Source organism: Methylobacterium sp. GXS13 (assembly GCF_001455965.1).
GTDB lineage: Bacteria > Pseudomonadota > Alphaproteobacteria > Rhizobiales > Beijerinckiaceae > Methylobacterium.
The window spans coordinates 1-21,356 of the sequence record NZ_LKKO01000054.1 but is presented as its reverse complement, the minus strand read 5'-3'; the positions used below and the strand labels follow the sequence as shown (position 1 = coordinate 21,356).

Here is a 21,356-nt window from a genome sequence, read left to right as displayed (position 1 = left end):
GGGGAGGGAAGAGCGCCCTACTCCGCCGCCTTCTGCCGCAATCCGATCCGCGCCCAGATCGTGGAGAGCGCTCCGACCAGATGCGCGATGTCCTTGTCCGTGTGCAGCGGCGAGGGGGTGATCCGCAGGCGCTCGGTGCCGCGGGCGACCGTCGGATAGTTGATCGGCTGCACGTAGATGCCGAACTCGTCGAGCAGGGTGTCGGAGATCGCCTTGCACAGCACCGGGTCGCAGACCATCACCGGCACGATGTGGCTGTCGTTGGGCAGGACCGGGATGTCGGCGGCCTCCAGGGCGGTCCGGACCTTGGCGCAGCGCTCCTGATGGCGCGCCCGCTCGGTGGCGCTGGCCTTGAGATGGCGGATCGAGGCCGCCGCGCCGGCCGCGACCGCGGGGGGCAGCGAGGTGGTGAAGATGAAGCCGGAGGCGAAGCTGCGCACGAAGTCGCAGAGCTTTTCCGAGGCTGTGATGTAGCCGCCGTGCACGCCGAACGCCTTGCCCAGCGTCCCCTCGATCACGTCGAGGCGGTGGGCGACGCCGTCGCGCTCCGAGATGCCGCCGCCGCGGGGGCCGTAGAGGCCGACCGCGTGGACCTCGTCGAGATAGGTGAGCGCCCCGTGGGCCTCGGCCACGTCGCAGATCTCGCCGATCGGGGCGATGTCGCCGTCCATGGAATAGACCGACTCGAAGGCGACCAGCTTCGGCCGGGCCGGATCCACCAGGGCGAGCTTCCGGTTCAGATCCTCCGGATCGTTGTGGCGGAAGATGTGGCGCTCGGCGCGGGAGAACCGGATGCCCTCGATCATCGAGGCGTGGTTCTCGGAATCGGAGAAGACCGCGCAGTTCGGCAGGCGCGAGGCCAGGGTGCCGAGCGCCGCCCAGTTCGACACGTAGCCGGAGGTGAACAGCAGCGCCGCTTCCTTGCGGTGGAGGTCGGCGAGCTCCTGCTCCAGCAGCACGTGGTAGTGATTGGTGCCGGAGATGTTGCGGGTGCCGCCGGCCCCGGCGCCGCAGCGGTCGATGGCCTCGTGCATCGCCCCGGTGACCGTGGGGTGCTGGCCCATGCCGAGATAGTCGTTGGAGCACCAGACCGTGACCGGACGCGTGCCGGACGGATGGTGATGCGTGGCGTGCGGGAAGTTGCCGGAATGGCGCTCCAGATCGGTGAAGACCCGATAGCGTCCCTCGCGGTGGAGACCGGCGATCTCGGCTCCGAAGAAGGTCTCGTAGTCCATGTCGCCTCTCCCCGATTGGTTCGCGGGTTGCTCCCGCCTGTGAGGTCGGATTTCGCACGAAACCAATTCCAAATTGGTGCGCACGCGAAATCCCGTTGTGATGGTCGGACCTACCCGTTGTCCCCCGGCCGCCCCGCGCCGTCCGGATTGCGCGTCGGCAGGCTCCACCGCCACAGCTCGGCCGAGGGCAGCGGCAGCATCAGGAACCAATGTTCCAGGGTCGCCAATGCCATCAGCGTCGCCAGGATTGTGAAGCCGATCAGCTCATGCGCCAGCAGGTCCGGGCCGAGGGCCGCACGCCCGAGCAGGCCCGCCGCGATGGTCCCGAGGCTCACCGAAACCGGGAACAGCAGGTTCATCGGCTTGCGCGACAGATAGCAGGCCAGATAGCCCAGATGCTCGGGCAGGAACTCGGCGTGCAGGTTGCGCACCCCGAGGAACAGGTTGAGCCGGGCCGACAGGTTCATCACCACCAGGGCGCCGTAGGTCCACAGGGCGATCGTGTTCGCCCCGCCCCAGACCAGCGCCAGGATCGCCAGGCCGCCGATCACGATGGCGAATTCGTGCCAGAGGCTGGTGGCGAGCGCCGCCAGGAACCGGTCCAGCCCGCGCAGGCCCGGCGCGCAGGCGGACGGCTTCGGGCCCGACAGGAAGCCCATATAGTAGCTCATCTCCTGCCAGCCCCAGACCACCAGGGCCGCCGTGAAGGCGGTGTAGGCCCCGGCGGCGCTGGTGTCCTGGGCGCTGGTGCGGATCGCCACCAAGGCGCCGGCCAGCAGCAGGGTCGCGCCGGCCATGCTCCACGGATGCGTGCGCCGCGGGGCGTGGTCGAGCAGCAGGATCAGCCCGGTGGAGAACCACCAGAGTACCAGGGCATAGACGATAGGGGCGGCGTAGGTCGCCATCCTACCAGACCGGCTGGAGGCGGATATCGGCCGGCAGGGCGTTCGCTTTCACCGGCAGGAGGTAGAGCCGGACGAAGGTGGCGGCCGCGCGCAGCACCTGGATGCCGTGCTTGAGCTTGCCCAGGACGCCGCCCTGGGCCCGGGCCGCGGCGATCGCCCGGGAGCAGGCGAGCAGCGTCTCCAGCCCGGCGTGGAACTTCGGATTGTCGAGGTCGAGTTCCAGCGGGAAGGTCTGCCGCGAGATTTCGGAGGTGATGCGGAACACCGTGTAATCGTAGTCGGTGGGATCGACCCCGAGCGCGGCGTGGAAGGCCGGCCGGTGATGGTCGCGCACATACATCGTGGCGAACACCGCCAGCAGGAAGAACCGGATCCAGTAGCGATTGACGCCGCTGGTCAGCTTCGGGTTGGCCCGCATGAGCAGCGCGAAGGCTTCGCCGTGGCGGAACTCGTCATTGCACCACAGCTCGAACCACTTGAAGATCGGGTGGATGCGCCGCTCCGGGTGCTTCTCCAGCTCGCGGAAGATGGTGATGTAGCGGGCGTAGCCGATCTTCTCCGACAGATACGTCGCGTAGAAGATGAATTTCGGCCGGAAGAACGTGTACTTCTTGGACTTGGTCAGGAAGCCCAGGTCCACGCCGATGCCGAAATCCTTGAGCGTGTCGTTGATGAACCCGGCGTGGCGCGCCTCGTCACGGCTCATGAAGCCGAATAATTCTTTGATATCCTTGTTCTTGGCGCGTTTTCTCATCTCGGCGTAGAGCACGCAGCCGGAGAACTCGGCGGTGATCGACGAGACCAGGAAATCTAAAAACTCCTTCCGCAGCTCGGGCTCCATCTGCGACAGGTCGCAGTCGAAATCGGCGTTGCGGGTGAAGTGGCGCTTGTTCGGGTCGGCGCGCAGCTCGGCGATGAGCAGGTCCCAGTCCCGGCGCACCGGCTCGACATCGGTGCGGTCGAGCTCGTCGAAGTCGGTGGTGTAGAAGCGCGGGCTCAGGAAGGTCGTCTCCTGGGCGGCCTTGGTCGATTCGTTGACCGGAGTTTTCGGGACCGGCTGGCCGGAGAGCGGCGGGACGGGAGCGTTCACAGCTTCCTCCTCTCGGAAAAACTGACTTCGTAGAGCTCGGTCAGCTCGAGATGGGCGACGAGCTTGGTCCAGGCCCGCTCGAGCGGGCCGGCCCGGGTGACGGTGGCGGTACGGTGCACGGTGAGCCGCTCGCCGTAGGGTACGGAGGTCGGGGCGTCGTGGACCTGGACCTCGTCGCCGGGCTCGATCTCGAAGCCGGAATCGAGGGTGACGTGCGCGTGCAGGCTCTCGGGCGTCTGCTCGATCTCGATCGTGCAGGGCACGGTGACGGTGCGGCTTCCGAACAGGCCCATCAGCGCGTCTCCGTGCTGGCGGCGGCGAGCAGCCGGGCGAAAGCCCCGGCATTGGTCGGGCCGAACGCCTCCAGGGGCACCCGGCGGCCGGTCGCATCGTCGGCGAGGGAGAGGCGACCGTCGTCGTAGCGGGTCAGGCTGAACGGCTGTTCCTGGCCGAGGCCGTCGCGCTGGCGGGCCTGGGCCAAGCCCCGCAATGTCCCGCGCAGAAAGCCGTCCTCGCCGGGGCGGATCCAGGCGACGATCTGCCGGTCGGCGGCGTTGCGCAGGGCGATCGAGCCGTCGACCTGATCCTCGGCGCGGAATTCGAGCCGCGTGACCGGCTTGGCCGGCGGCAGGGCGATCATGCCGATACCCTCGCTGCGCCCGACCAGGACGGCCAGCATGGTGAAGCCCATCAGCGCACCGGCGCCGATCATCAGCAGGGCCGGTGCCGGTCCGGCAGCCGATCCTTTGGCTTGGCCGATGCTCTCCGCCCGCTCGCCCATCGCGCCTCTCCCTACTCGGCCGCGACGAGGCGGCCGGGATTGTCTTGGACCGCCCGCGGACGCGGCACGATCATGGGCCGCACCGTCTGAGACAGCTCGGCATGGGCCTCGATGGCCCGCGCCAGCAGCCTCGCCACCGCGTCCGCATCGGGCACGGAACGCAGCATGGGCTCGGTCCGGGCGATGCGCCAGGGCCGGGCATGCGGCCACAGTTGAAGGTAGGCGATACGCAGGCCCGGCCGCAACCGGAGCGGCAGATCTCCGCTCCTGTCCGTGAAGGCACGCAACGCCGCACCCTCGACCTGCGCGAAGGGCACATTGTGCGTCACCGGCAGGGCGATGCCGACGTGCATCACGATTCGGCGGTCGGTGATCGTGTAGACCGTGGTGCGGTGGTTGAGCCACGCGAACAGCCAGAGCAGGGCGAGGCCGACCGCGCCGACCAGCAGGGTCAGGCCGACGGTGGTGAGCGCCGAGATGGGCGATCCGGCCGTGAGCCCGAAGGCCAGAGCGCAGGCAACGAACCAGGCGGCGACCAGGCGGGCATGATAGGCCCGGACCCAGAGGCCCCCCGTAGTCGGCGCCCCCTGCCACAGGATGCGCTCGTTCGCCGGCAGCGGGCCGGGCAGGCCCCGCAGGGTGCCCTCGGGAAGGAAATCGCCGCTCATAGCAGGGGCTCCGCCCGGGCCGGAGTGGCGTAGAGCGTGCCGGCGCCGAAATAGGCCATGATCCGCTCCTCCTCGAGGAAGGTGATGCTGTCGGGATCCCGGGTGACCGGGATATCGGCGAACTGGGCGGCGAGCAGGGCCTCGGACTTCACCGTCTTGGTGAAGCCGCCGGCCCGGCAGAACGTGGTCGGCATCAGCCGGCGGCCACCGGTGGGCAACTCGACCTCGTAGTAGCGGATGAGCGACTCGCCGCGGTCGATCCAGACGTCGCTGACGACGCCCGCCACCGCGTTATCGGTGCCGAACACGGTCATGCCGATCGGGTTCGGGCCGGCTTCGTGGATGACGAAGGCCGTAGCCACCCGCAGGGGCACGATCCGGTACTCGTCGTCCCAGGTCTTGTCGTGCACGTCGTGCCGGACGACCCAGGAGCCGGGGCCGACGCCGGCTTGCAGCGACGCGTCGGTCCGCTCGTAGGGCGCGCCGGGCCAAGGCTCGACCTTGCGGGCCGGGATTCCGGTCTCGATGTCGTCGCGGCCCTGCACCGCCTGGGGGGCGTAGGTGGTCTCGCCGCCCGGCAGGTGGAACGCCTTGGAGCGCGGGATCAGGACCGGGTCCGGCGCCTTGCGGCGGCCGACGATCTCGTTCTCCAGCGGGTAGCCCTCGCGCCGGTCTTCCCGGCGGAGCCAGAACACCAGCCCGAAGAAGAAGATGAAGAAGGCGTAGAGCACGACCTGGGCGACGTCGACGTACCCTGTAATGGCGCCGGTTGGCATGGCTGTCCTCCCCGAGTCTCAGGCCGCCCGTTCGGCGAGGGCGCCGCCGAGCCGATTTTTCCCTGCTGCACGCGCGTCCTCCCGCACCAGCGGTCCCAGGGCGATCAGGGCCGCGAACAGGAGGGCGATCTCGATGTGGTAGACGATCAGGTAGCCGATCGCGGGCTCGTTCATGCCCTCGCCGAGCACGCCCGATTGGGCGATGGCACCGCCGATGTCGCGCACCACGCCGCTTGCGGCGATCGAGATCCCCGCGGCGCTGGCCTGGACGGCACCCCAGGCACCGAGCGCCAGCCCGGTATCCTCGGGACCGGCCCGGTTCATCGAGGCGGTGAGCGTGCCCTGGGCGAACAGGCCGCCGCCCAACCCGATCAGGCTGACGCCCGCCGCGAACAGGTCGGCCGAGGCGAGCGGCGCGGCGAAGACCACCGCCGAGAAGGCCAGGATGCCGATCCCGACGCCGACCGCGGAGACCCGGAACGGGTCGCCGCCGCGCCCGAGCCAGCGGGCGGCGACGAGCAGGCCGAGCCCGCCGCCGGCTGCAAGCAGGGCGGTCAGTGCGGTGGTGGGCCCGACCGAAAGGTGCAGGATCTGGCCGCCATAGGGCTCCAGCAGGATGTCCTGCATCGAGAACCCCGCGGTGCCGAGCCCGATCGCCACGAGCCGGCGGCGGGCGGTGCCCTGCCCGGCGTAGGCGTGCCAGGAGGTGCGAAAATCCCGCGCCGGCGCGGTCTGTGTGCGGTGCGGCGCGCGCGGCTCCTGCTTCCACAGGGCGACCCCGTTCAGCACGATGGTGACGAGCGCCGCGCCCTGGATCACCTGAATCAGCCGCACGGGCGAGAAATGCGCCAAAAACAGCCCGAACAGCAGGGCGCTCGCCATCATCCCGAACAGCAGCGCGACGCAGAGCAGCGCCACCACCTTCGGCCGGGCATGCGCGGGGGCGAGGTCGGTGGCGAGCGCCAGACCCACGGTCTGGGTGGTGTGCAGCCCGGCCCCGACCAGCAGGAACGCGAACGCTGCCGCCACGTCGCCGACCCAGAGCGGGCCGGTCGTGTCGCCCGACAGGATCAGCAGGGAAAACGGCATGATCGCCAGCCCGCCGAACTGGAGCAGGGTGCCGAACCAGATATACGGCACCCGCCGCCAGCCCAGCACCGAGCGGTGCGTGTCCGACCGGAACCCGACCAGGGCTCGCAGGGGCGCGAAGATCAGCGGCAGGGCCAGCATCACCGCGACGATCCAGGCCGGCACACCGAGCTCGACGATCATCACGCGGTTCAGGGTGCCGATCAGCAGCACCGCGGCCATGCCGACCGTGACCTGGAACAGGGCGAGCCGCAGCAGCCGGCCGAGCGGCAGCTCGACGGTGGCGGCATCCGCGAAGGGCAGGATCGCCGGGCCGAGGCGCATCAGGGCGCGGGTGAGTTTTTGGGAGGCGGCGCTGCTCATCGCGAACGACCCAGCGTGATCGCGTTCGACAGGTAGAAGCCGCTGTTGACCCGATGGCTCTGTACCCAGGTGAATCCGTCGAGCGCCGGCTCCGAGGAGATCCGCCGGCGCAAGCCGCCCTCGGTCACCGGCACGATCGCCGGCGAGCGGTCGCCGCGGGGAAACAGCTTCCCGGCCGCATGCATCAGGGTCAGCAAGGCCGTGCGGGGCGCCACGGTGAACAGGACGGACCCATCCGTGCGGGCGCCCAGGACCGCCAGCGCCCGGACGATGTCGGCGGCGCGGTAATGGATCAGCGAATCCATCGCGACGACGTGGTCGAACCGGCCGAGGCCGGGATCGAGCATGTCGCCGACGCGAAACTCGATCCGGCCGGGGCCGGGGATCGCCGGAAGCCGGTCCCGGGCGAGACCGACCAGTGTCGGCGACACGTCGATGGCGACCACCTCGGCCCCGCGCCTTGCGGCCTCGACGCTGAGCGCCCCGGTGCCGCAGCCGGCATCGAGCAGGCGCAAGCCGGTCATGTCGGCGGGCAGCCAGGAGAGCAGCGTCCCGCGCATCGCGTCCCGGCCGGCCCGCACGGTGGCGCGGATGCGGCTCACCGGCGCGTCGGAGGTCAGGCGCGACCAGGCCTCGACCGCGGTGCGGTCGAAATAGGTGGTCAGTTCACCCCTGCGGGTATCGTAGCTGGCGCCGGCCATCAGTCGAACCCCACTCTCAATCGAACCCGAGGAACTCGAACAGGTCGCGATCCTTCATCGGCAGGGCCTCGCAGGGCTCCCCACCGGCCCAGAGCGTCTCGGCCAGTCGCATGTACTCGGCGGTGACGGCGTCGAGTTCGGGGGAGGAATCCATCTCGAACAGGGTCGACTTCTTCAGCCGCGAGCGGCGGACCACATCGAGGTCGGGGAAGTGGGCCAGCCGCTTCAGGCCGACCGCGTCGTTGAACCGGTCGATCTCGTCGGTCTTGGCCGAGCGGTTCGCGATGACGCCGCCGAGCCGCACCGGGTAGTTCTTAGACTTGGCGTGGATCGCCGCCACGATCCGGTTCATCGCGAAGATCGAATCGAAGTCGTTGGCGGTGACGATCAGCGCCCGATCAGCGTGCTGGAGCGGCGAAGCGAAGCCGCCGCAGACCACGTCGCCCAGTACGTCGAACACGACGACGTCGGTGTCTTCCAGGAGGTGGTGCTCCTTGAGGAGTTTCACGGTCTGGCCGACCACATAGCCGCCGCAGCCCGTGCCTGCCGGCGGCCCGCCGGCCTCGACGCACATCACGCCGTTGTAGCCCTCGACCACGAAGTCCTCGACGCGCAGCTCTTCCGAGTGGAAGTTCACCGCCTCGAGGGCGTCGATCACCGTGGGCGCGAGGCGCTTGGTCAGCGTGAAGGTCGAGTCGTGCTTGGGGTCACAGCCGATCTGCAGCACCCGCTTGCCGAGCTTGGAGAACGCCACGGACAGGTTCGACGAGGTGGTGGACTTGCCGATGCCGCCCTTGCCGTAGACCGCGAAGACCTTTGCGGTCTCGATCTTCAGGTCCGGGTCGAGGGCGACCTGGACGCTGCCTTCTTCCTTCCGGGCGATGACCGGATTGCGGATGGCGATGTTCATGCGGCGACTCCTGTGGTGACGCCTTCGAGACGATCTTCCAGTTCCTCCTCGGCCCGGTCGAGGGCGTCCCGCATCGCTGCGTCGGGGGTCCAGAAGCCGCGCTTGTGAGCCTCGATCAGCCGTTGGGCGACCTTGGCGGAGGCGGTGGGGTTGAGGGTGGCCATGCGCTCGCGCATGGCCGGGTCGAGCACGTAGGTCTCGGTGATCCGCTCGTAGATCCAGGGCTGGACCGCATTGGCGGTGGCCGACCAGCCGACCGTGTTGGTCAGGTGGGATTCGATCTGGCGCACGCCCTCGTAGCCGTGGCCGAGCAGGCCCTCGTACCATTTCGGGTTGAGCATGCGGGTGCGCGTCTCCAGCGCCACCTGCTCCTCCAGGGAGCGCACGCGCCCCTCCCCGCGGGTCTGGTCGCTGATGTAGATCGGCACCGCCGCGCCGCGGGCCTTCGCCACCGCCCGGCCCATACCGCCGAGCCCGTCGAAGTAATGGTCGACCGAGGTGACGCCGACCTCGACCGAGTCGAGGTTCTGGTAGGCCATGTCGACGGAGGCGAGCACCGCCTGCATCAGGGCGCGCTGCGGCGCGGGCTTGCCCGAGCGGCCATAGGCGAAGCTCTTGCGGCGCGAGAAGGTCTCACACAGCTCGGCATCGTCGTCCCAGGCCCCGGAATCGACCAACTGGTTGACGTTGGCGCCGTAGGCCCCCTCGGCGTTCGAGAAGACACGCAACGCCGCGGTTTCCAGATCGCAACCCTGCTCGGCCTGGATCGCCAGAGCATGCTTCCGAACGAAGTTCTTCTCAACCGGCTCGTCCGCGCTCGCGGCTAGGAAGGATGCCTCCGCGAGGAGCTTCGTCTGGAGCGGCAGCAGATCCCGGAAAATGCCCGACAGGGTGACGACCGCGTCGATCCGCGGGCGGCCGAGGGTCTCCAGCGGGATCAGCTCGGCGCCGCTGAGCCGGCCGTAGCCATCGAAGCGCGGGGCGGCGCCGATCAGGGCCAGAGCCTGGGCGATCGGGCCGCCCTCGCTCTTCAGGTTGTCGGTGCCCCACAGGACCAGGGCGACGCTCTCGGGACAGGGTTTTCCATCCGCGGCGAAGCGCTCCAGGATGCGCTCGACCTGCCGGGTACCGTCGGCCACCGCGAAGGCGGAGGGCAGGCGGTACGGATCGAAACCGTGGATGTTGCGTCCGGTCGGCAGGATCGCCGGGTTGCGCAACAGGTCGCCGCCGGCCACCGGCGGAATGAACCGGCCGTCGAGAGCCCGCAGCAAGGCCGGAAGCTCATGGTCCCGTGCCAGCAGGGCGTCGGTCTGGGCAAGGACCGCGAAGGCGGCGCGCGTCTCGGGATCGCCGGTCAGGCCGGAGACCGCAAAGGCCGCCTCGGCGCCCTTCCCCGCGATGAGCGCGGCGATGGCGGCGCGATCAGGCTTCAGCCCGTGTGAGGCTTCCGCAAGGGCGAGGAGCAGGTCGACCCGCTCGTCCTCCGGAACGCCTTCGCCGACCACGTGCAGCCCGTGCGGGATCAGGGTCTGCTCCAGCTCCTGCACGGCCGACCAGAGGTTTGCGACTTGGGCGCCGAGATCGCCGGTCCAGGCCGGCTCGGCCGGGACGAGATCGACGGCCGCGCCCTGCTCCTGGATCAGCCGGGCGAGGGTTTCGCGCTCGGTGACCGCTTCGAGATCGAGCCCGCGCCAGCGCTCCATGGAGCTCTTCAGGTCGAGCAGGCCGCGATAGAGTCCGGCGGTGGCGAGACTCGGGGTCAGGTAGCTCACCAGCGTCGCGGCGGAGCGGCGCTTCGCGAGCGTCCCCTCGGACGGGTTGTTGGCGGCGTAGAGGTAGATGTTGGGCAGCGCCCCGATCATCCGCTCCGGCCAGCACGTCTCGGACAGGCCGGTCTGCTTGCCGGGCATGAATTCGAGCGCCCCGTGGGTGCCGAAATGCAGCACGGCGTCGGCACCGAAATCCTCGCGCAGGTAGCGGTAGAAGGCCGAGAACGCGTGCGTCGGCGCGAAGCCGCGCTCGAACAGCAGCCGCATCGGGTCGCCCTCGTAGCCGAAGGCCGGCTGCACCCCGACGAAGACGTTTCCGAATTGCGCCCCGAGCACGAACAGGTCGGAGCCGTTGGTCTGGTGACGGCCGGGCGCCGGGCCCCACTGGGTCTCGATCTCGGCGAGGTACCGTTCGCGCCGGACATGGTCCTCGGCCCGGATGCGGGCATGGACGTTGGCCTGGGTCCCGTAGCGCTTGGCGTTGCCCTCCAGGATTGTTTCGCGCAGGGCGTCGACGCTCTCCGGGATCTCCACGGCGTAGCCGTCGGCAGCCAAGCCCTTCAGGGTGTTGAGCAGCGAGGCGTAGACCGACAGGAACGCGGCCGTGCCGGTCGCGCCGGCATTGGGCGGGAAGTTGAACAGCACCACCGCGAGCTTGCGCTCGGCCTTCGGCGTCCGGCGGAGGGAGACCAGGCTCTCGACCCGCTCGGCCAGCCGCGTCACCCGCTCGGGATGGGCGCGCATGTCCCGGGCATTGTCGCTGCCCGAGGCCGAGGAACGGCCGCCGAACACCATCGGAGCGGTGGCCCCGTCGAGCTCGGGGATCGCGACCATCATGGTCGCCTCGACCGGCGACAGGCCGCGCTCGCCCGTCTCCCATTGCTCGATCGTCTGGAATTCCAGCGCCTGGGCGGCGAGGTAGGGCACATCGAGCTGCGCCAGCATCGCTTCTGCGGCGGCGGCGTCGTTGTAGGCCGGGCCGCCGACCAGCGAGAAGCCGGTGAGCGACACCAGGGCATCGATCCGCGCCCGGCCGTCGCGCATGAAGAAGGCGTCGACGGCCGGGCGGTTATCGAGGCCGCTGGCGAAGGCCGGCACCACCTCGAGGCCCTTGGCCTCCAGGGCTGCGATCACCCCGTCGTAATGGGCGGTGTTGCCGGCGAGCACGTAGCTGCGCATCAGCAGCAGGCCGACGCGGCCCCGCGTGACCGCTGAGCGCGGCAGGCGGGCCGGATCCTGGCCGATCCGGCCGGCCATGCGCGGGTGGTAGAGGCCGGTCTCGGGATAGTCGAGCGGGGCCGGCGCGGCCGGGCCCTCGCGCCAGACGGCGCGCGCGCCGGCGGCGTAGCGGTGCACCAGGAAGCGGACCAGGGCGGCGACGTTCTCGTCCGAGCCGGCGAGCCAGTATTGCAGGGTCAGGAAGTAGGCGCGCACGTCCTGCGCCGAGCCCGGGATGAAGCGCAGGATCTTCGGCAGCTTGCGCACCAGGGCCATCTGCCGGCCGGCATTGCCCTGCTGGCCGGGCTTGCCGCGCAGCTTCTTCAGGAAATCCAGGGCGCTGCGCTTGTTGCCGCTCATGTCGAAGCGGCCGAGCTTGGTCGTCTTCACCACCTCGCTCGCCGACATGCAGCCGACCATCGCGTCGCAGCCGTCGCGTCGGGCCGCGAGCGCCGGCAGGATCGCCCGGACATGCTCGTCCATGAACAGCATGGCCGAGAGCACGATGTCGGCCTGCGCGATGTCGCTGCGGCAGGCGTCGAGGGCGGAAGGGTCGGTGTCCCACTCGGCCGCCGCGTGGAAGCCGAGCACGAGCCCCGGCATCTCGGAGCGCAGCCGCAGGCGCGCCCGCTCCACCGCGCTCGCCAGGTGGTTGTCGAGCGTGACGATGACGACGCGGATCGGCGGTCTCTGCGTCGAGCCGGCCTCGCGTCCGGGGGAGAGCGCTCTAGCGGCCATAATGCGCCTTGGCGTCGTAGAGGGTTTCGAGGGTGATGAGCGGCAGCCGCCGCTCACGGGCGAACTTCTCCGTGTTGCTGCGCGCTTTGCCGCGCACGAAGAACGGGATTTTCTTGAGTTCCTTCTCGGCGTCGGGCGCCCAGGGCGCGGCCGTGATCACGACGTCCTCGTCCAGAAGGATCGGGGCGGTCGCCGGTGCCGGATCGGCCGCTGCCACGCCTTCCGGGGCCTCCGCGGCGGAGGCCGCACGCGGGTTGCCGCCGAGATGCGACGGCCCGACGCCGTCGTGGAATTCGGGATCCTCCCGGAACATGCCGAGCAGGTGCTCCTCGAGGCCCATCATCAGCGGATGGACCAGGGTGTCGAACAGGACATTGGCGCCCTCGAAACCCATCTGCGGGGCGTAGCGGGCCGGGAAATCCTGGACGTGGATCGGGGCGGAGATCACCGCGCAGGGGATGCCGAGCCGCTTGGCGACGTGGCGCTCCATCTGGGTGCCGAGGACCAGTTCCGGCGCGGCGGCGCGGATCGCGGCCTCGACGTCGAGGTAATCGTCGGTGATCAGTGCCTCGATGCCGTGCAGGGCCGCCTCGGCCCGGACCTCGCGGGCGAATTCGCGGCCGTAGGTGCCGAGGCCGACCACCGTGAAGCCGAGTTCGCTGGCGGCCATCCGGGCGATGCCGATCGCGTGGGTCGCGTCGCCGAACACGAAGACGCGCTTGCCCGTCAGGTAGGTCGAATCGACCGAGCGCGAGTACCAGGGCAGGCGCGAGTCCGGGCCGTCGAGGCGCGGCGCCGGATCGAGGCCGGCGAGCGTCGCGACCTCGGCGACGAAGCGACGGGTGGCGCCGACACCGAGTGGGACGATCTGCGTGAAGGGCTGTCCGAACGCCTTCTTGAGATACTCGGCCGCGCTGCGGGCGGTCTCCGGGTAGAGCACGACGTTGAAGTCGGCGTCCTTCAGGCGGCCGAGATCGGCCGGGCTGGCGCCGAGGGGCGCCACCACGTTGACGTCGATCCCAAGGCTGTCGAGCAGGCGGCGGATCTCGATCAGGTCGTCGCGGTGCCGGAAGCCCAGGGCCGTGGGCCCGAGGATGTTGCAGAGCGGGCGCCGCCCCGGCTCCCGCGCGGGACGCGGGGCGGGGGCTTCGGCCAGCACCCGGACCAACCGATAGAAGGTCTCGGACGCTCCCCAGTTCTCTTTCTTCTGGTAGGCCGGCAGCTCCAGCGGGATCACCGGGATCGGCAGGTCGAGGGCCTTGGCGAGCCCGCCCGGATCGTCTTGGATCAGCTCGGCGGTGCAGGAGGCGCCGACGATCATCGCCTGCGGCTGGAAGCGCGCATAGGCGGCGGCGACCGAGGTCTTGAACAGCTCGGCGGTGTCGCGGCCGAGATCCTGCGCCCGGAAGGTCGTGTAGGTGACGGGCGGGCGGGCATCGCGCCGCTCGATCATCGTGAACAGCAGGTCCGCGTAGGTGTCACCCTGCGGCGCGTGCAGCACGTAGTGCAGCCCGGTCATGGCGGTGGCGACGCGCATCGCGCCGATATGCGGGGGGCCTTCGTAGGTCCAGAGGGTGAGCTGCATCGCCCTACACCTCCAGCAGCGCGCGGCGCCGAAGCGGGCGCGCGAACAATTCGGCGAGGTCGCCGGCCTGCTCGTAGCCCTGCACAGGCGTGAACAGCAGCTCGATCGACCACTTGGTCGAGAGGCCCTCGGCCTCCAGCGGGTTGGCGAGGCCGAGGCCGCAGACTGTGAGGTCGGGCCGGGCCGCCCGGCAGCGGTCCATCTGGTCGTCGAGGCTCTGGCCCTCGGTCACCCGGGTGCCCGCCGGCAGCATCTCGATCTCGGCCGCCAGATGGGCGCGGTGCAGGTAGGGGGTGCCGACCTCAACGAGGTTCGCGCCGAGTTCCCGGGCGAGGAAGCGGGCGAGCGGCACTTCGAGCTGCGAATCGGGGAAGAAGAACACCCGCTTGCCGCCGAGCTTTTCGCGGTGGGGCGCGAGCGCGGTCTCGGCCCGGGCACGCCCGGCGGCGGTCGCCGCCGCGAAGGTCGTGTCGTCGACGCCGAACGCCTCGGCGGCCGCCTGAAGCCAGCCGGTGGTGCCCTCGGCGCCGAGCGGGAACGCCGCGGCGAGCCGGCGCGCGCCGCGCTCGTCCAGGGCGCGGGCGGTGTCGGCCAGGAACGGCTGGGCCAGCAGGTAGCGGGTGTTCCGCCCGATCGCCGGCATCGCGCCGGCCCGGCGGGCAGGCAGGAACCGGACGTCCGCGATCCCCAAGGCGGAAAAAATCCGCAGGAACTGGTCCTCGACCACGTCCGCCAGCGCGCCGACGATCAGGAGCGACGGCGCGGCCTCGGCCGGCTCCCGGGGCAGCCCCGGCACCAGGGCGGCCAGGCAGGCATCCTCGCCTTGGGTAAAAGTCGTCTCGATGCCGGAGCCGGAATAGTTCAGCACCCGCACCGGCGCGAGGCGCCCCGACAGGCGCTGGGCCGCCCGGGACAGGTCCAGCTTGATCACCTCGGACGGGCAGGAGCCCACCAGGAACAGCAGCTTGATGTCGGGCCGTCGCTCGATCAGCCGGGTGACGACCCGGTCGAGCTCCTCGTTGGCGTCGGCGATCCCGGCCAGGTCGCGCTCGTCGATGATCGCAGTGGCGAAGCGCGGCTCGGCGAAGATCATCACGCCGGCGGCGGACTGGATCAGGTGGGCGCAGGTGCGCGACCCAACCACGAGGAAGAAGGCGTCCTGGATCTTCCGGTGCAGCCAGACGATGCCGGTGAGCCCGCAGAACACCGCCCGCTGGCCGTGCTCCTGATGGAAATCGATGCCGCCGCAGGCGGTGGGGGGCGGAACGGGCGCGTTCATGATAGCGCCTCCGCGAAGTGCGGTTGATGCGTGCTTGCGCCTTCCAGGCGGGCGGCCCGGAGCTTGAGCAGGAACTGCCCGGCATTGATCACGTAGGTCGCGTAGGCCGCCAGCGCGAGGATCAGCAGGGCCTGATTGCCGAGGGCGCTGGTGCCGAGGGCGGCGAGGTAGGCGGTGTGGAGCGCCAGCACCAGCATGCTGACCACGTCCTCCCAGTAGAAGGCCGGGGCGAACAGCCAGCGGCCGAATACGGCCTTCTCCCAGATCGAGCCCGTGATCATGATGGCGTAGAGCGCCAGGGTCTTGACCACCACGGAGGCCTCGGCAGCCTCCTGGCCCTGACCGGTGGCGAGTGCCCGCAGCACCAGCGCCAGGCTCACCAGGAAGATCAAGAACTGCACCGGGGCCAGCACACCCTGCACCAGGGTCCAGGGCGAGGAATCACGCCGCTGCCGCTCGGCAGGCGTGTAGAGCGGTCGTGCTGGCTGGTCCCCGGGACCCATGCATCCGCTCCCCTGTGCTCGGCGCCGTCCAGGGACGTCGTCGTTGGCAGAGGCTAGGGCCGCAGCCCCAAAAGTGTCAAGTGCGCTTGACGCTCGAACGAAGTGACACGGCGTTTGACATATTTTCTTTGTTCCAAGTCATTGCCAAGATCGACGGCTCGGGTATCGTTCCTAACACCGGTTGGGCTTTTCGGGGTCTTGGCCGGTGTGATCCGAGGATCGGCGACGACGAAGACGTGAGTAGACAGGCGGGGGACGCCGGACTCGAACACGTATGCGGAACCGCCGGTCCATTCGGGCCGGGGCCGCTTCTGGGAGGGATGCCGATGGGAGACTGGAGGCATTTCGGTGAGCGTCTGGACCCCGGGCCGATCGCCGGTGGTTGCGGCGCGATGGGTGACGGCCGCTCGGCCTTCGGAGACGGACCTCGGGTCCGCCACCAGGCGATTCCGCGCTCCTCTGCGGACGACAAGGCGGTGCCGGACGCCCTGGCCCGCCTGGTCGAGGCGGAGATCCTGCCCCGGCTGATGCTGGCCCACCGGCCCGCCGGGCGCCGTGCCCAGGCCGACCGGGCGCCGAGCCCGGACGAGATCGCCGCCTTCAGCGCGCTCCTGCTGGCCCCCGGCCCGATCGACCTGGACGGCCAAGTCTCCGCCCTGCGCGAGGGCGGGCTGCCGCTGCCGCGCCTGCTCCTGGACCTGCTCGCCCCCGCGGCGCGCCATCTCGGCGAGCTCTGGGAGGACGACGCCTGCGATTTTCTCGCCGTGACTGAGGGGCTCGGCCGGCTCCAGGCCGTGAGCCGGCGCCTCTGCGCGCAGCTCGAGGACGACACGGTGCCGGCCAACGGCCGCAGCGTGCTGCTGCTGCCCTGCCCGGGCGAGACCCATCATTTCGGCCTGTCGATCGTCGCGAGCTTCTTCCGCGAGGCCGGCTGGGACGTGACCACGGCGGTCCCCGGCCCCGAGGTCGATCCCCTGTCCCTGCTGCGGACCGAATGGTTCGACGTCGTCGGCCTGTCGCTGTCCTGCGACGTGTTCCTGCCGGCCCTGTCGGGCACGGTGACGGATGTCCGGCGCGCCTCCAGCAACCCGGAGGTCCGGGTGATCGTCGGTGGCCCGTACTTCGCCCGCTACGGCGGCGAGGCGGGCATCGTCGGTGCCGATGCCTGCGCCCCGGATGGATGCCTCGCGCCGGCCACAGCCGAAGCGTTGCTGGACAGACGCGCCCTGGCCTGCTGAAAGGGCTGCCACATCAACTATCACAATACGGTGACCGTGACGCCCCAGCCTCACCCCACCCCGCAGTCGCCACCTCCGGCACTGCTCCAGGTGGCCGACCACCTCGATGGCGAGGCGGTCGGGCGTCTCGTCGCGGCGTCGGCCGACCTGTCCCTGGTGGTCGACGCCGACGGGGTGATTCGCGATGCGACCGCCGCCGCCGATCTCGATGCGGAGAACATCCACGGCTGGCTCGGGCGCCGCTGGATCGATACCGTGACCATCGAGAGCCGGCCCAAAGTCGACGCCCTGCTGCGTGACGCCCGGCCCGACGGCATCACCCGCTGGCGCCAGATCAACCACCCCTCCCCCAGCGGCATCGACCTGCCGATCCGCTACGCCTCGATCCGCTCCGGCGAGGGCGGCCCGATCGTCATCCTGGGCCGCGACATGCGGGCTGTGGCCGCGCTGCAGCGCCGGCTCACCGATGCCCAGCAGGCTCTGGAGCGTGATTACGACCGCCTACGCGCCGCCGAGACCCGCTACCGGCTGCTGTTCCAGATCTCCGGCGAGCCGGTGCTGGTGGTCGATGCCGGAACGCGCCGGGTCGCGGAGGCGAACCCGTCCGCCGCGCGCCTGCTCGGGCGCCCGGCCAAGCGCTTGACCGGGCAGGACGCCGTCGACCTGTTCGATGCCGGCAGCGTCCGCTCCCTGGAGGCGCAGTTCGCCGCCCTGCGGGCGACCGGTCAGGCCGGCGAGGTCCGTGCCGCCCTGCAGCACGGGCGGGGCGAGGTCACCGTCGCGGTCTCCCTGTTCCGCGGCGAGGGCGGGCCGAGTGCGCTGATGCGGCTCGTGGCCGATCCGGCCGCCGCCGAGGCCGGCCCCGATCAGGAGGCGCCGACCCGGGCGGTGATCGAGGCGATGCCCGAGGGCTTCGTCGTCACGGATTCCACCCGCCGGGTCTTGATGGCCAACGCCGCCTTCCTGGAACTGGCGCAGCTCGCCACCGAGAGCCAGGCCCGGGGCCGGCCCCTCGACCAATGGCTCGGACGCGAGGATACCGAGGCGCAGGCCCTGTTCGCCAGCCTGGTCGACCACGGATCCGTGCGCCGCTTCGCCACCGTGATCCGCGGGACCTATGGCGGCGTCGAGGATGTCGAGGTCGCCGCCGTCTCGGTGCCGGGGGCGCGTCCCTGCCTGGGCTTCGCGATCCGCTCTGCCCCCCGGCGGATCCCGGAGGGGCGGCTCGCCGGCAGCCGCGACGTGCCGCGCTCCGTGGAGCAGATGGCCGAGCTGGTCGGCCGGGTCTCGATGAAGACGCTGGTCCGCGAGACCACGGACCTGATCGAAAAACTCTGCATCGAGGCGGCCCTGCGGATCACCCGGGACAACCGCGCCTCGGCCGCGGAGATGCTCGGCCTCAGCCGCCAGGGCCTCTACGCCAAGATGCGCCGCTACGGCGTCGGCGACCTCGACAGTCCCGGCGAAGACGATTGAGTTGGTTCGGGTTTTGGCCCTGGGGCTTCGGCCCGGGGCGATGATGCCGTGAGCCGGGCGGGGTCTGCCGACCCCTGCCCGCATCCGGAGGCGCCGGAGCGCAGCGGCGGCCTCGAAGGCGACCCCCGGGGATCGCACGGCTGGCTGGACGGTGCCGTCGAGGCCCGCTGATGCGGGCGCCGCGTGATGAGGCAGGACCCGGCATATCCGGGATCTGGGGCCTCCGCGGTGATTATGAGCCGGCAAAGCATCTGGGGCCCGCGGGGGGGCAACGACCCGGGCGGGGGCCGCGATCACCGCGCGCGGCAGGGGGCTGGCCGGACGATCCGACGACGATGCGGCGTTCGGCGGGCACCGACCTCCGGGATCCGGCGAAGACTTGGCACCGTGTCCCGTCGCATACGCTTCGAAGGCTGGGCCGGACCGCCGCGATCCGTCGCCGAATCGGCCCTGCGCCTGACGCGATCGTGTCTGGGTGGCACTGGTATTGGATTATGTATTTGGCGGGCCGCGGTCACGTTTGTTCGCCAACCGGCAGCGACATGTTTCGGCCAAGTGTAAATCTAGCTTGACACGCGGAGCCGCCCCGGTAGCGTGCCTGCATGGCTACCACGCCCGCCCCGAGCGCCGTTGTCGAGCTTCTCAAGCCGATCACCTGGTTCGCGCCGATGTGGGCGTTCGCCTGCGGCGTGATCTCGTCCGGACAGCCGGCCCACGGGCAATGGCCGGTCATCGCCGCCGGCGTCGTGCTGGCCGGGCCTCTGGTCTGCGCCACCAGCCAGGCCACCAACGATTGGTTCGACCGGCATGTCGACGCGATCAACGAGCCGGGCCGGCCGATCCCCTCCGGGCGCATCCCCGGCCGCTGGGGCCTCTACCTGGCGCTCGGCTGGACGCTGCTGTCGCTGCTGGTCGCCGCGGCGCTGGGTCCCTGGATCCTGGGCGCCGCCCTGTTCGGGCTGGTGCTCGCCTGGATCTACTCGGCCCCGCCCCTGCGCCTGAAGAAGAATGGCTGGTGGGGGAACGCCGCGGTCGGGCTCTGCTACGAGGGCCTGCCCTGGTTCACCGGCGCCGCCGTGATGGCCGCCGCCCTGCCCGACCGGCGGGTCCTGCTCGTCGCCCTGCTCTATTCCATCGGCGCCCACGGCATCATGACGCTGAACGACTTCAAATCCGTGGAGGGCGACCGGCGCATGGGGCTCCTGTCCCTGCCGGTGCAGATGGGCTCGGACCGGGCCGCCCGCTTCGCCTGCCTGGTCATGGCGGTGCCCCAGGTGGTGGTGATCGGCCTGCTGCTCGCCTGGGAGCGCCATGGCCACGCCGCCCTGGTGGCCGCCCTGCTGGCGGGCCAGCTCGCCCTGATGGTCCGGTTTCTCAAGAGCCCGCGTGAGCGCGCGGCCTGGTACAACGGCACCGGCACGACCCTCTACGTGCTCGGCATGCTGGTCGCCGCCTTCGCCCTGCGGCCGCTGGTGGGAGGGGCGTGATGCGCGAATCGGGTTCGAGCTCTGCCTTCACGACGGTGCCGGATGCGGTGCGGGTCCCCTCTCCCGCACGGGATAGGGAGCGTGTCGCGGTTGCGGCGTTCGATGTTGATCACCGTATGGTCGGCACGGAACGCGACGCGCTCTCCTCCCCCTTGCGGGGAGGAGTTGGAGGTGGGGGTGGCTCAGAAGGCACCGCTGCGCCCCATCCGGAACCACCCCCACCCCTGACCCCTCCCCGCAAGGGGGAGGGGAAAGCGGGCGCGGGTGAGCCGACGTTGGGCTGGCCCCAGATCGTCCGGCTCGGCCTGGTCCAGACCGCTCTGGGCAGCGTCGTCGTGCTGATGACGGCTACCCTCAACCGGGTGATGGTGGTGGAGCTGGCGCTCCCCGCCCTGGTGCCGGGGTTCCTGGTCGCCCTGCACTACGCCGCGCAGGTGCTGCGCCCGCGCTGGGGCTACGGCTCGGACCGGAGCGGGACGCGCACGCCCTGGATCGTCGGCGGCATGGCCGCGCTCTGCCTCGGCGGGTTCGGGGCGGCCTGCGGCACGGCGCTCGCCGCCACCGATCTCGCGCTCGGCCTCGCGCTGGCGGCCCTGTCGTTCCTGTGCGTCGGGATCGGCGCCGGGGCCGCCGGGACGTCCTTGCTCGTTCTGCTCTCGGGGGGCGTCGCGCCGGCCCGGCGCGGGGCGGCCGCCACCATCGTCTGGGTGATGATGATCCTGGGCTTCGCCCTGACGGCGCCGCTGGCCGGGCACTTTCTGGATCCGTTCTCGGGCCTGCGCCTCGTCGCGGTCTCGGGCACCGTCTCGGCCATCGCCTTCACGGTCGCCGTGCTGGCGCTCCTCGGGGTCGAGCGGCGCCTGCCGGCGCGGGCGCCGGAGCCCGAAGCGGGCAAAAAACCGTTCTTTACGGTGCTCGCCCAGGTGCTCGCCGATCCGGTGGCCCGGACCTTCACGATCTTCGTGTTCGTCTCGATGCTGGCCTACAGCGCCCAGGAGCTGATCCTGGAACCCTATGCCGGTCTGGTTTTCGCCATGAGCCCCGGGGCCACCACCAAGCTCGCCGGGCTCCAGCATGGCGGGGTGCTCGCCGGGATGCTGCTGGTGGCGGGCGTGACGCTCGCCGCCCGCGGCACCCCCCTCGCCTCCCTCCGGCTCTGGATCGCGCTGGGCTGCGCCGGCTCGGCCGCCGCCCTGTTCGCGCTGGCTGCGGGCGGCGACGTCCTGCCCCTGCGGCCGGTGGTGTTCGCGCTCGGTGTCGCCAACGGCGCCTACGCGGTCGCCGCCATCGGCTCGATGATGGCGCTCGCCGGCCGCGGCGACGCCCGCGAGCGCGGCACCCGCATGGGCGTCTGGGGCGCGGCCCAGGGCATCGCCTTCGGGGCCGGCGGCTTCCTGGGGGCGGCCGCCGTGGATGCGGTGCGGCTCGTCACGGCCGAGCCGGGCCCGGCCTCCGCCGCCGTCTTCGCCGCCGCGGGGGGTCTGTTTCTCGTCGCGGGGGTGCTGGCCCTGCGGCTCCCGGCGCCCCCGGGCCCCGGGCTGGGCC

General features: G+C 70.8%; 18 protein-coding genes. 4 read left to right on the top strand and 14 right to left on the bottom strand.

What is annotated here, in order from left to right; translation table 11 throughout:
- Window positions 1-17: 17 nt before the first annotated feature.
- From hemA to bchF, 14 genes are all read right to left on the bottom strand, one after another.
- Window positions 18-1,235, bottom strand: coding sequence for a 5-aminolevulinate synthase (hemA, locus tag AO398_RS19315; RefSeq protein WP_058193825.1), 1,218 nt, complete (start codon window positions 1,233-1,235; stop codon window positions 18-20).
- Between the two features lie 110 nt (window positions 1,236-1,345).
- A complete protein-coding gene (puhE, locus tag AO398_RS19310; protein ID WP_058193824.1) occupies window positions 1,346-2,140 on the bottom strand; it encodes a putative photosynthetic complex assembly protein PuhE in 795 nt (264 codons plus the stop codon).
- A 1-nt stretch (window position 2,141) separates the two neighbouring features.
- Window positions 2,142-3,230: a magnesium-protoporphyrin IX monomethyl ester (oxidative) cyclase gene (gene acsF / locus AO398_RS19305; protein ID WP_058193823.1), complete on the bottom strand. Its 1,089-nt coding sequence runs from the start codon at window positions 3,228-3,230 to the stop codon at window positions 2,142-2,144.
- Window positions 3,227-3,523, bottom strand: coding sequence for a hypothetical protein (locus AO398_RS19300; RefSeq protein ID WP_058193822.1), 297 nt, complete (start codon window positions 3,521-3,523; stop codon window positions 3,227-3,229). Before AO398_RS19300 ends, acsF begins: the two co-directional genes overlap by 4 nt.
- Window positions 3,523-4,011: a photosynthetic complex assembly protein PuhC gene (gene puhC / locus AO398_RS19295; RefSeq protein WP_152997567.1), complete on the bottom strand. Its 489-nt coding sequence runs from the start codon at window positions 4,009-4,011 to the stop codon at window positions 3,523-3,525. Before puhC ends, AO398_RS19300 begins: the two co-directional genes overlap by 1 nt.
- A gap of 11 nt (window positions 4,012-4,022) precedes the next feature.
- Window positions 4,023-4,679, bottom strand: a complete 657-nt coding sequence (gene puhB, locus AO398_RS19290; protein WP_058193821.1) for a photosynthetic complex putative assembly protein PuhB — start codon at window positions 4,677-4,679, stop codon at window positions 4,023-4,025.
- Window positions 4,676-5,455, bottom strand: a complete 780-nt coding sequence (gene puhA / locus AO398_RS19285; protein WP_058193820.1) for a photosynthetic reaction center subunit H — start codon at window positions 5,453-5,455, stop codon at window positions 4,676-4,678. The genes puhB and puhA overlap by 4 nt, the downstream gene beginning before the upstream one ends.
- 18 nt (window positions 5,456-5,473) lie before the next feature.
- Window positions 5,474-6,907 carry a BCD family MFS transporter gene (locus AO398_RS19280; protein ID WP_058193819.1) on the bottom strand — a complete coding sequence of 478 codons (1,434 nt, stop codon included), beginning with the start codon at window positions 6,905-6,907 and terminating at the stop codon, window positions 5,474-5,476.
- On the bottom strand, window positions 6,904-7,608 hold the full coding sequence (gene bchM, locus AO398_RS19275) for a magnesium protoporphyrin IX methyltransferase (protein ID WP_058193818.1): 705 nt from the start codon (window positions 7,606-7,608) through the stop codon (window positions 6,904-6,906). The genes AO398_RS19280 and bchM overlap by 4 nt, the downstream gene beginning before the upstream one ends.
- Before the next feature lie 16 nt (window positions 7,609-7,624).
- The gene (gene bchL / locus AO398_RS19270) at window positions 7,625-8,518 is read right to left on the bottom strand and encodes a ferredoxin:protochlorophyllide reductase (ATP-dependent) iron-sulfur ATP-binding protein (RefSeq protein ID WP_058193817.1); all 894 of its coding nucleotides are present in this window, start codon (window positions 8,516-8,518) and stop codon (window positions 7,625-7,627) included.
- A complete protein-coding gene (locus AO398_RS19265; RefSeq protein ID WP_058193816.1) occupies window positions 8,515-12,243 on the bottom strand; it encodes a magnesium chelatase subunit H in 3,729 nt (1,242 codons plus the stop codon). The genes bchL and AO398_RS19265 overlap by 4 nt, the downstream gene beginning before the upstream one ends.
- Complete coding sequence (gene bchB, locus AO398_RS19260; protein WP_058193815.1) at window positions 12,233-13,828, bottom strand: ferredoxin:protochlorophyllide reductase (ATP-dependent) subunit B; 1,596 nt, start codon at window positions 13,826-13,828, stop codon at window positions 12,233-12,235. The genes AO398_RS19265 and bchB overlap by 11 nt, the downstream gene beginning before the upstream one ends.
- 4 nt (window positions 13,829-13,832) lie before the next feature.
- Complete coding sequence (locus AO398_RS19255) at window positions 13,833-15,107, bottom strand: ferredoxin:protochlorophyllide reductase (ATP-dependent) subunit N (protein WP_058193814.1); 1,275 nt, start codon at window positions 15,105-15,107, stop codon at window positions 13,833-13,835.
- Complete coding sequence (gene bchF, locus AO398_RS19250) at window positions 15,104-15,610, bottom strand: 2-vinyl bacteriochlorophyllide hydratase (RefSeq protein ID WP_058193813.1); 507 nt, start codon at window positions 15,608-15,610, stop codon at window positions 15,104-15,106. Before bchF ends, AO398_RS19255 begins: the two co-directional genes overlap by 4 nt.
- Window positions 15,611-15,936: 326 nt before the next feature.
- On the opposite strand from bchF, the gene AO398_RS19245 reads away from it, so the two are divergent.
- The 4 genes from AO398_RS19245 to AO398_RS19230 all read left to right on the top strand — a co-directional run.
- On the top strand, window positions 15,937-16,848 hold the full coding sequence (locus AO398_RS19245) for a cobalamin B12-binding domain-containing protein (protein ID WP_058193812.1): 912 nt from the start codon (window positions 15,937-15,939) through the stop codon (window positions 16,846-16,848).
- A 30-nt stretch (window positions 16,849-16,878) separates the two neighbouring features.
- A complete protein-coding gene (gene ppsR / locus AO398_RS19240; RefSeq protein ID WP_058193811.1) occupies window positions 16,879-18,324 on the top strand; it encodes a transcriptional regulator PpsR in 1,446 nt (481 codons plus the stop codon).
- A 602-nt stretch (window positions 18,325-18,926) separates the two neighbouring features.
- Window positions 18,927-19,811: a chlorophyll synthase ChlG gene (gene chlG, locus AO398_RS19235; protein ID WP_058193810.1), complete on the top strand. Its 885-nt coding sequence runs from the start codon at window positions 18,927-18,929 to the stop codon at window positions 19,809-19,811.
- Window positions 19,812-20,086: 275 nt separating this feature from the next.
- Window positions 20,087-21,356 (top strand): BCD family MFS transporter (locus AO398_RS19230; RefSeq protein ID WP_152997566.1); only part of this gene is annotated, 1,270 nt, incomplete at its 3' end.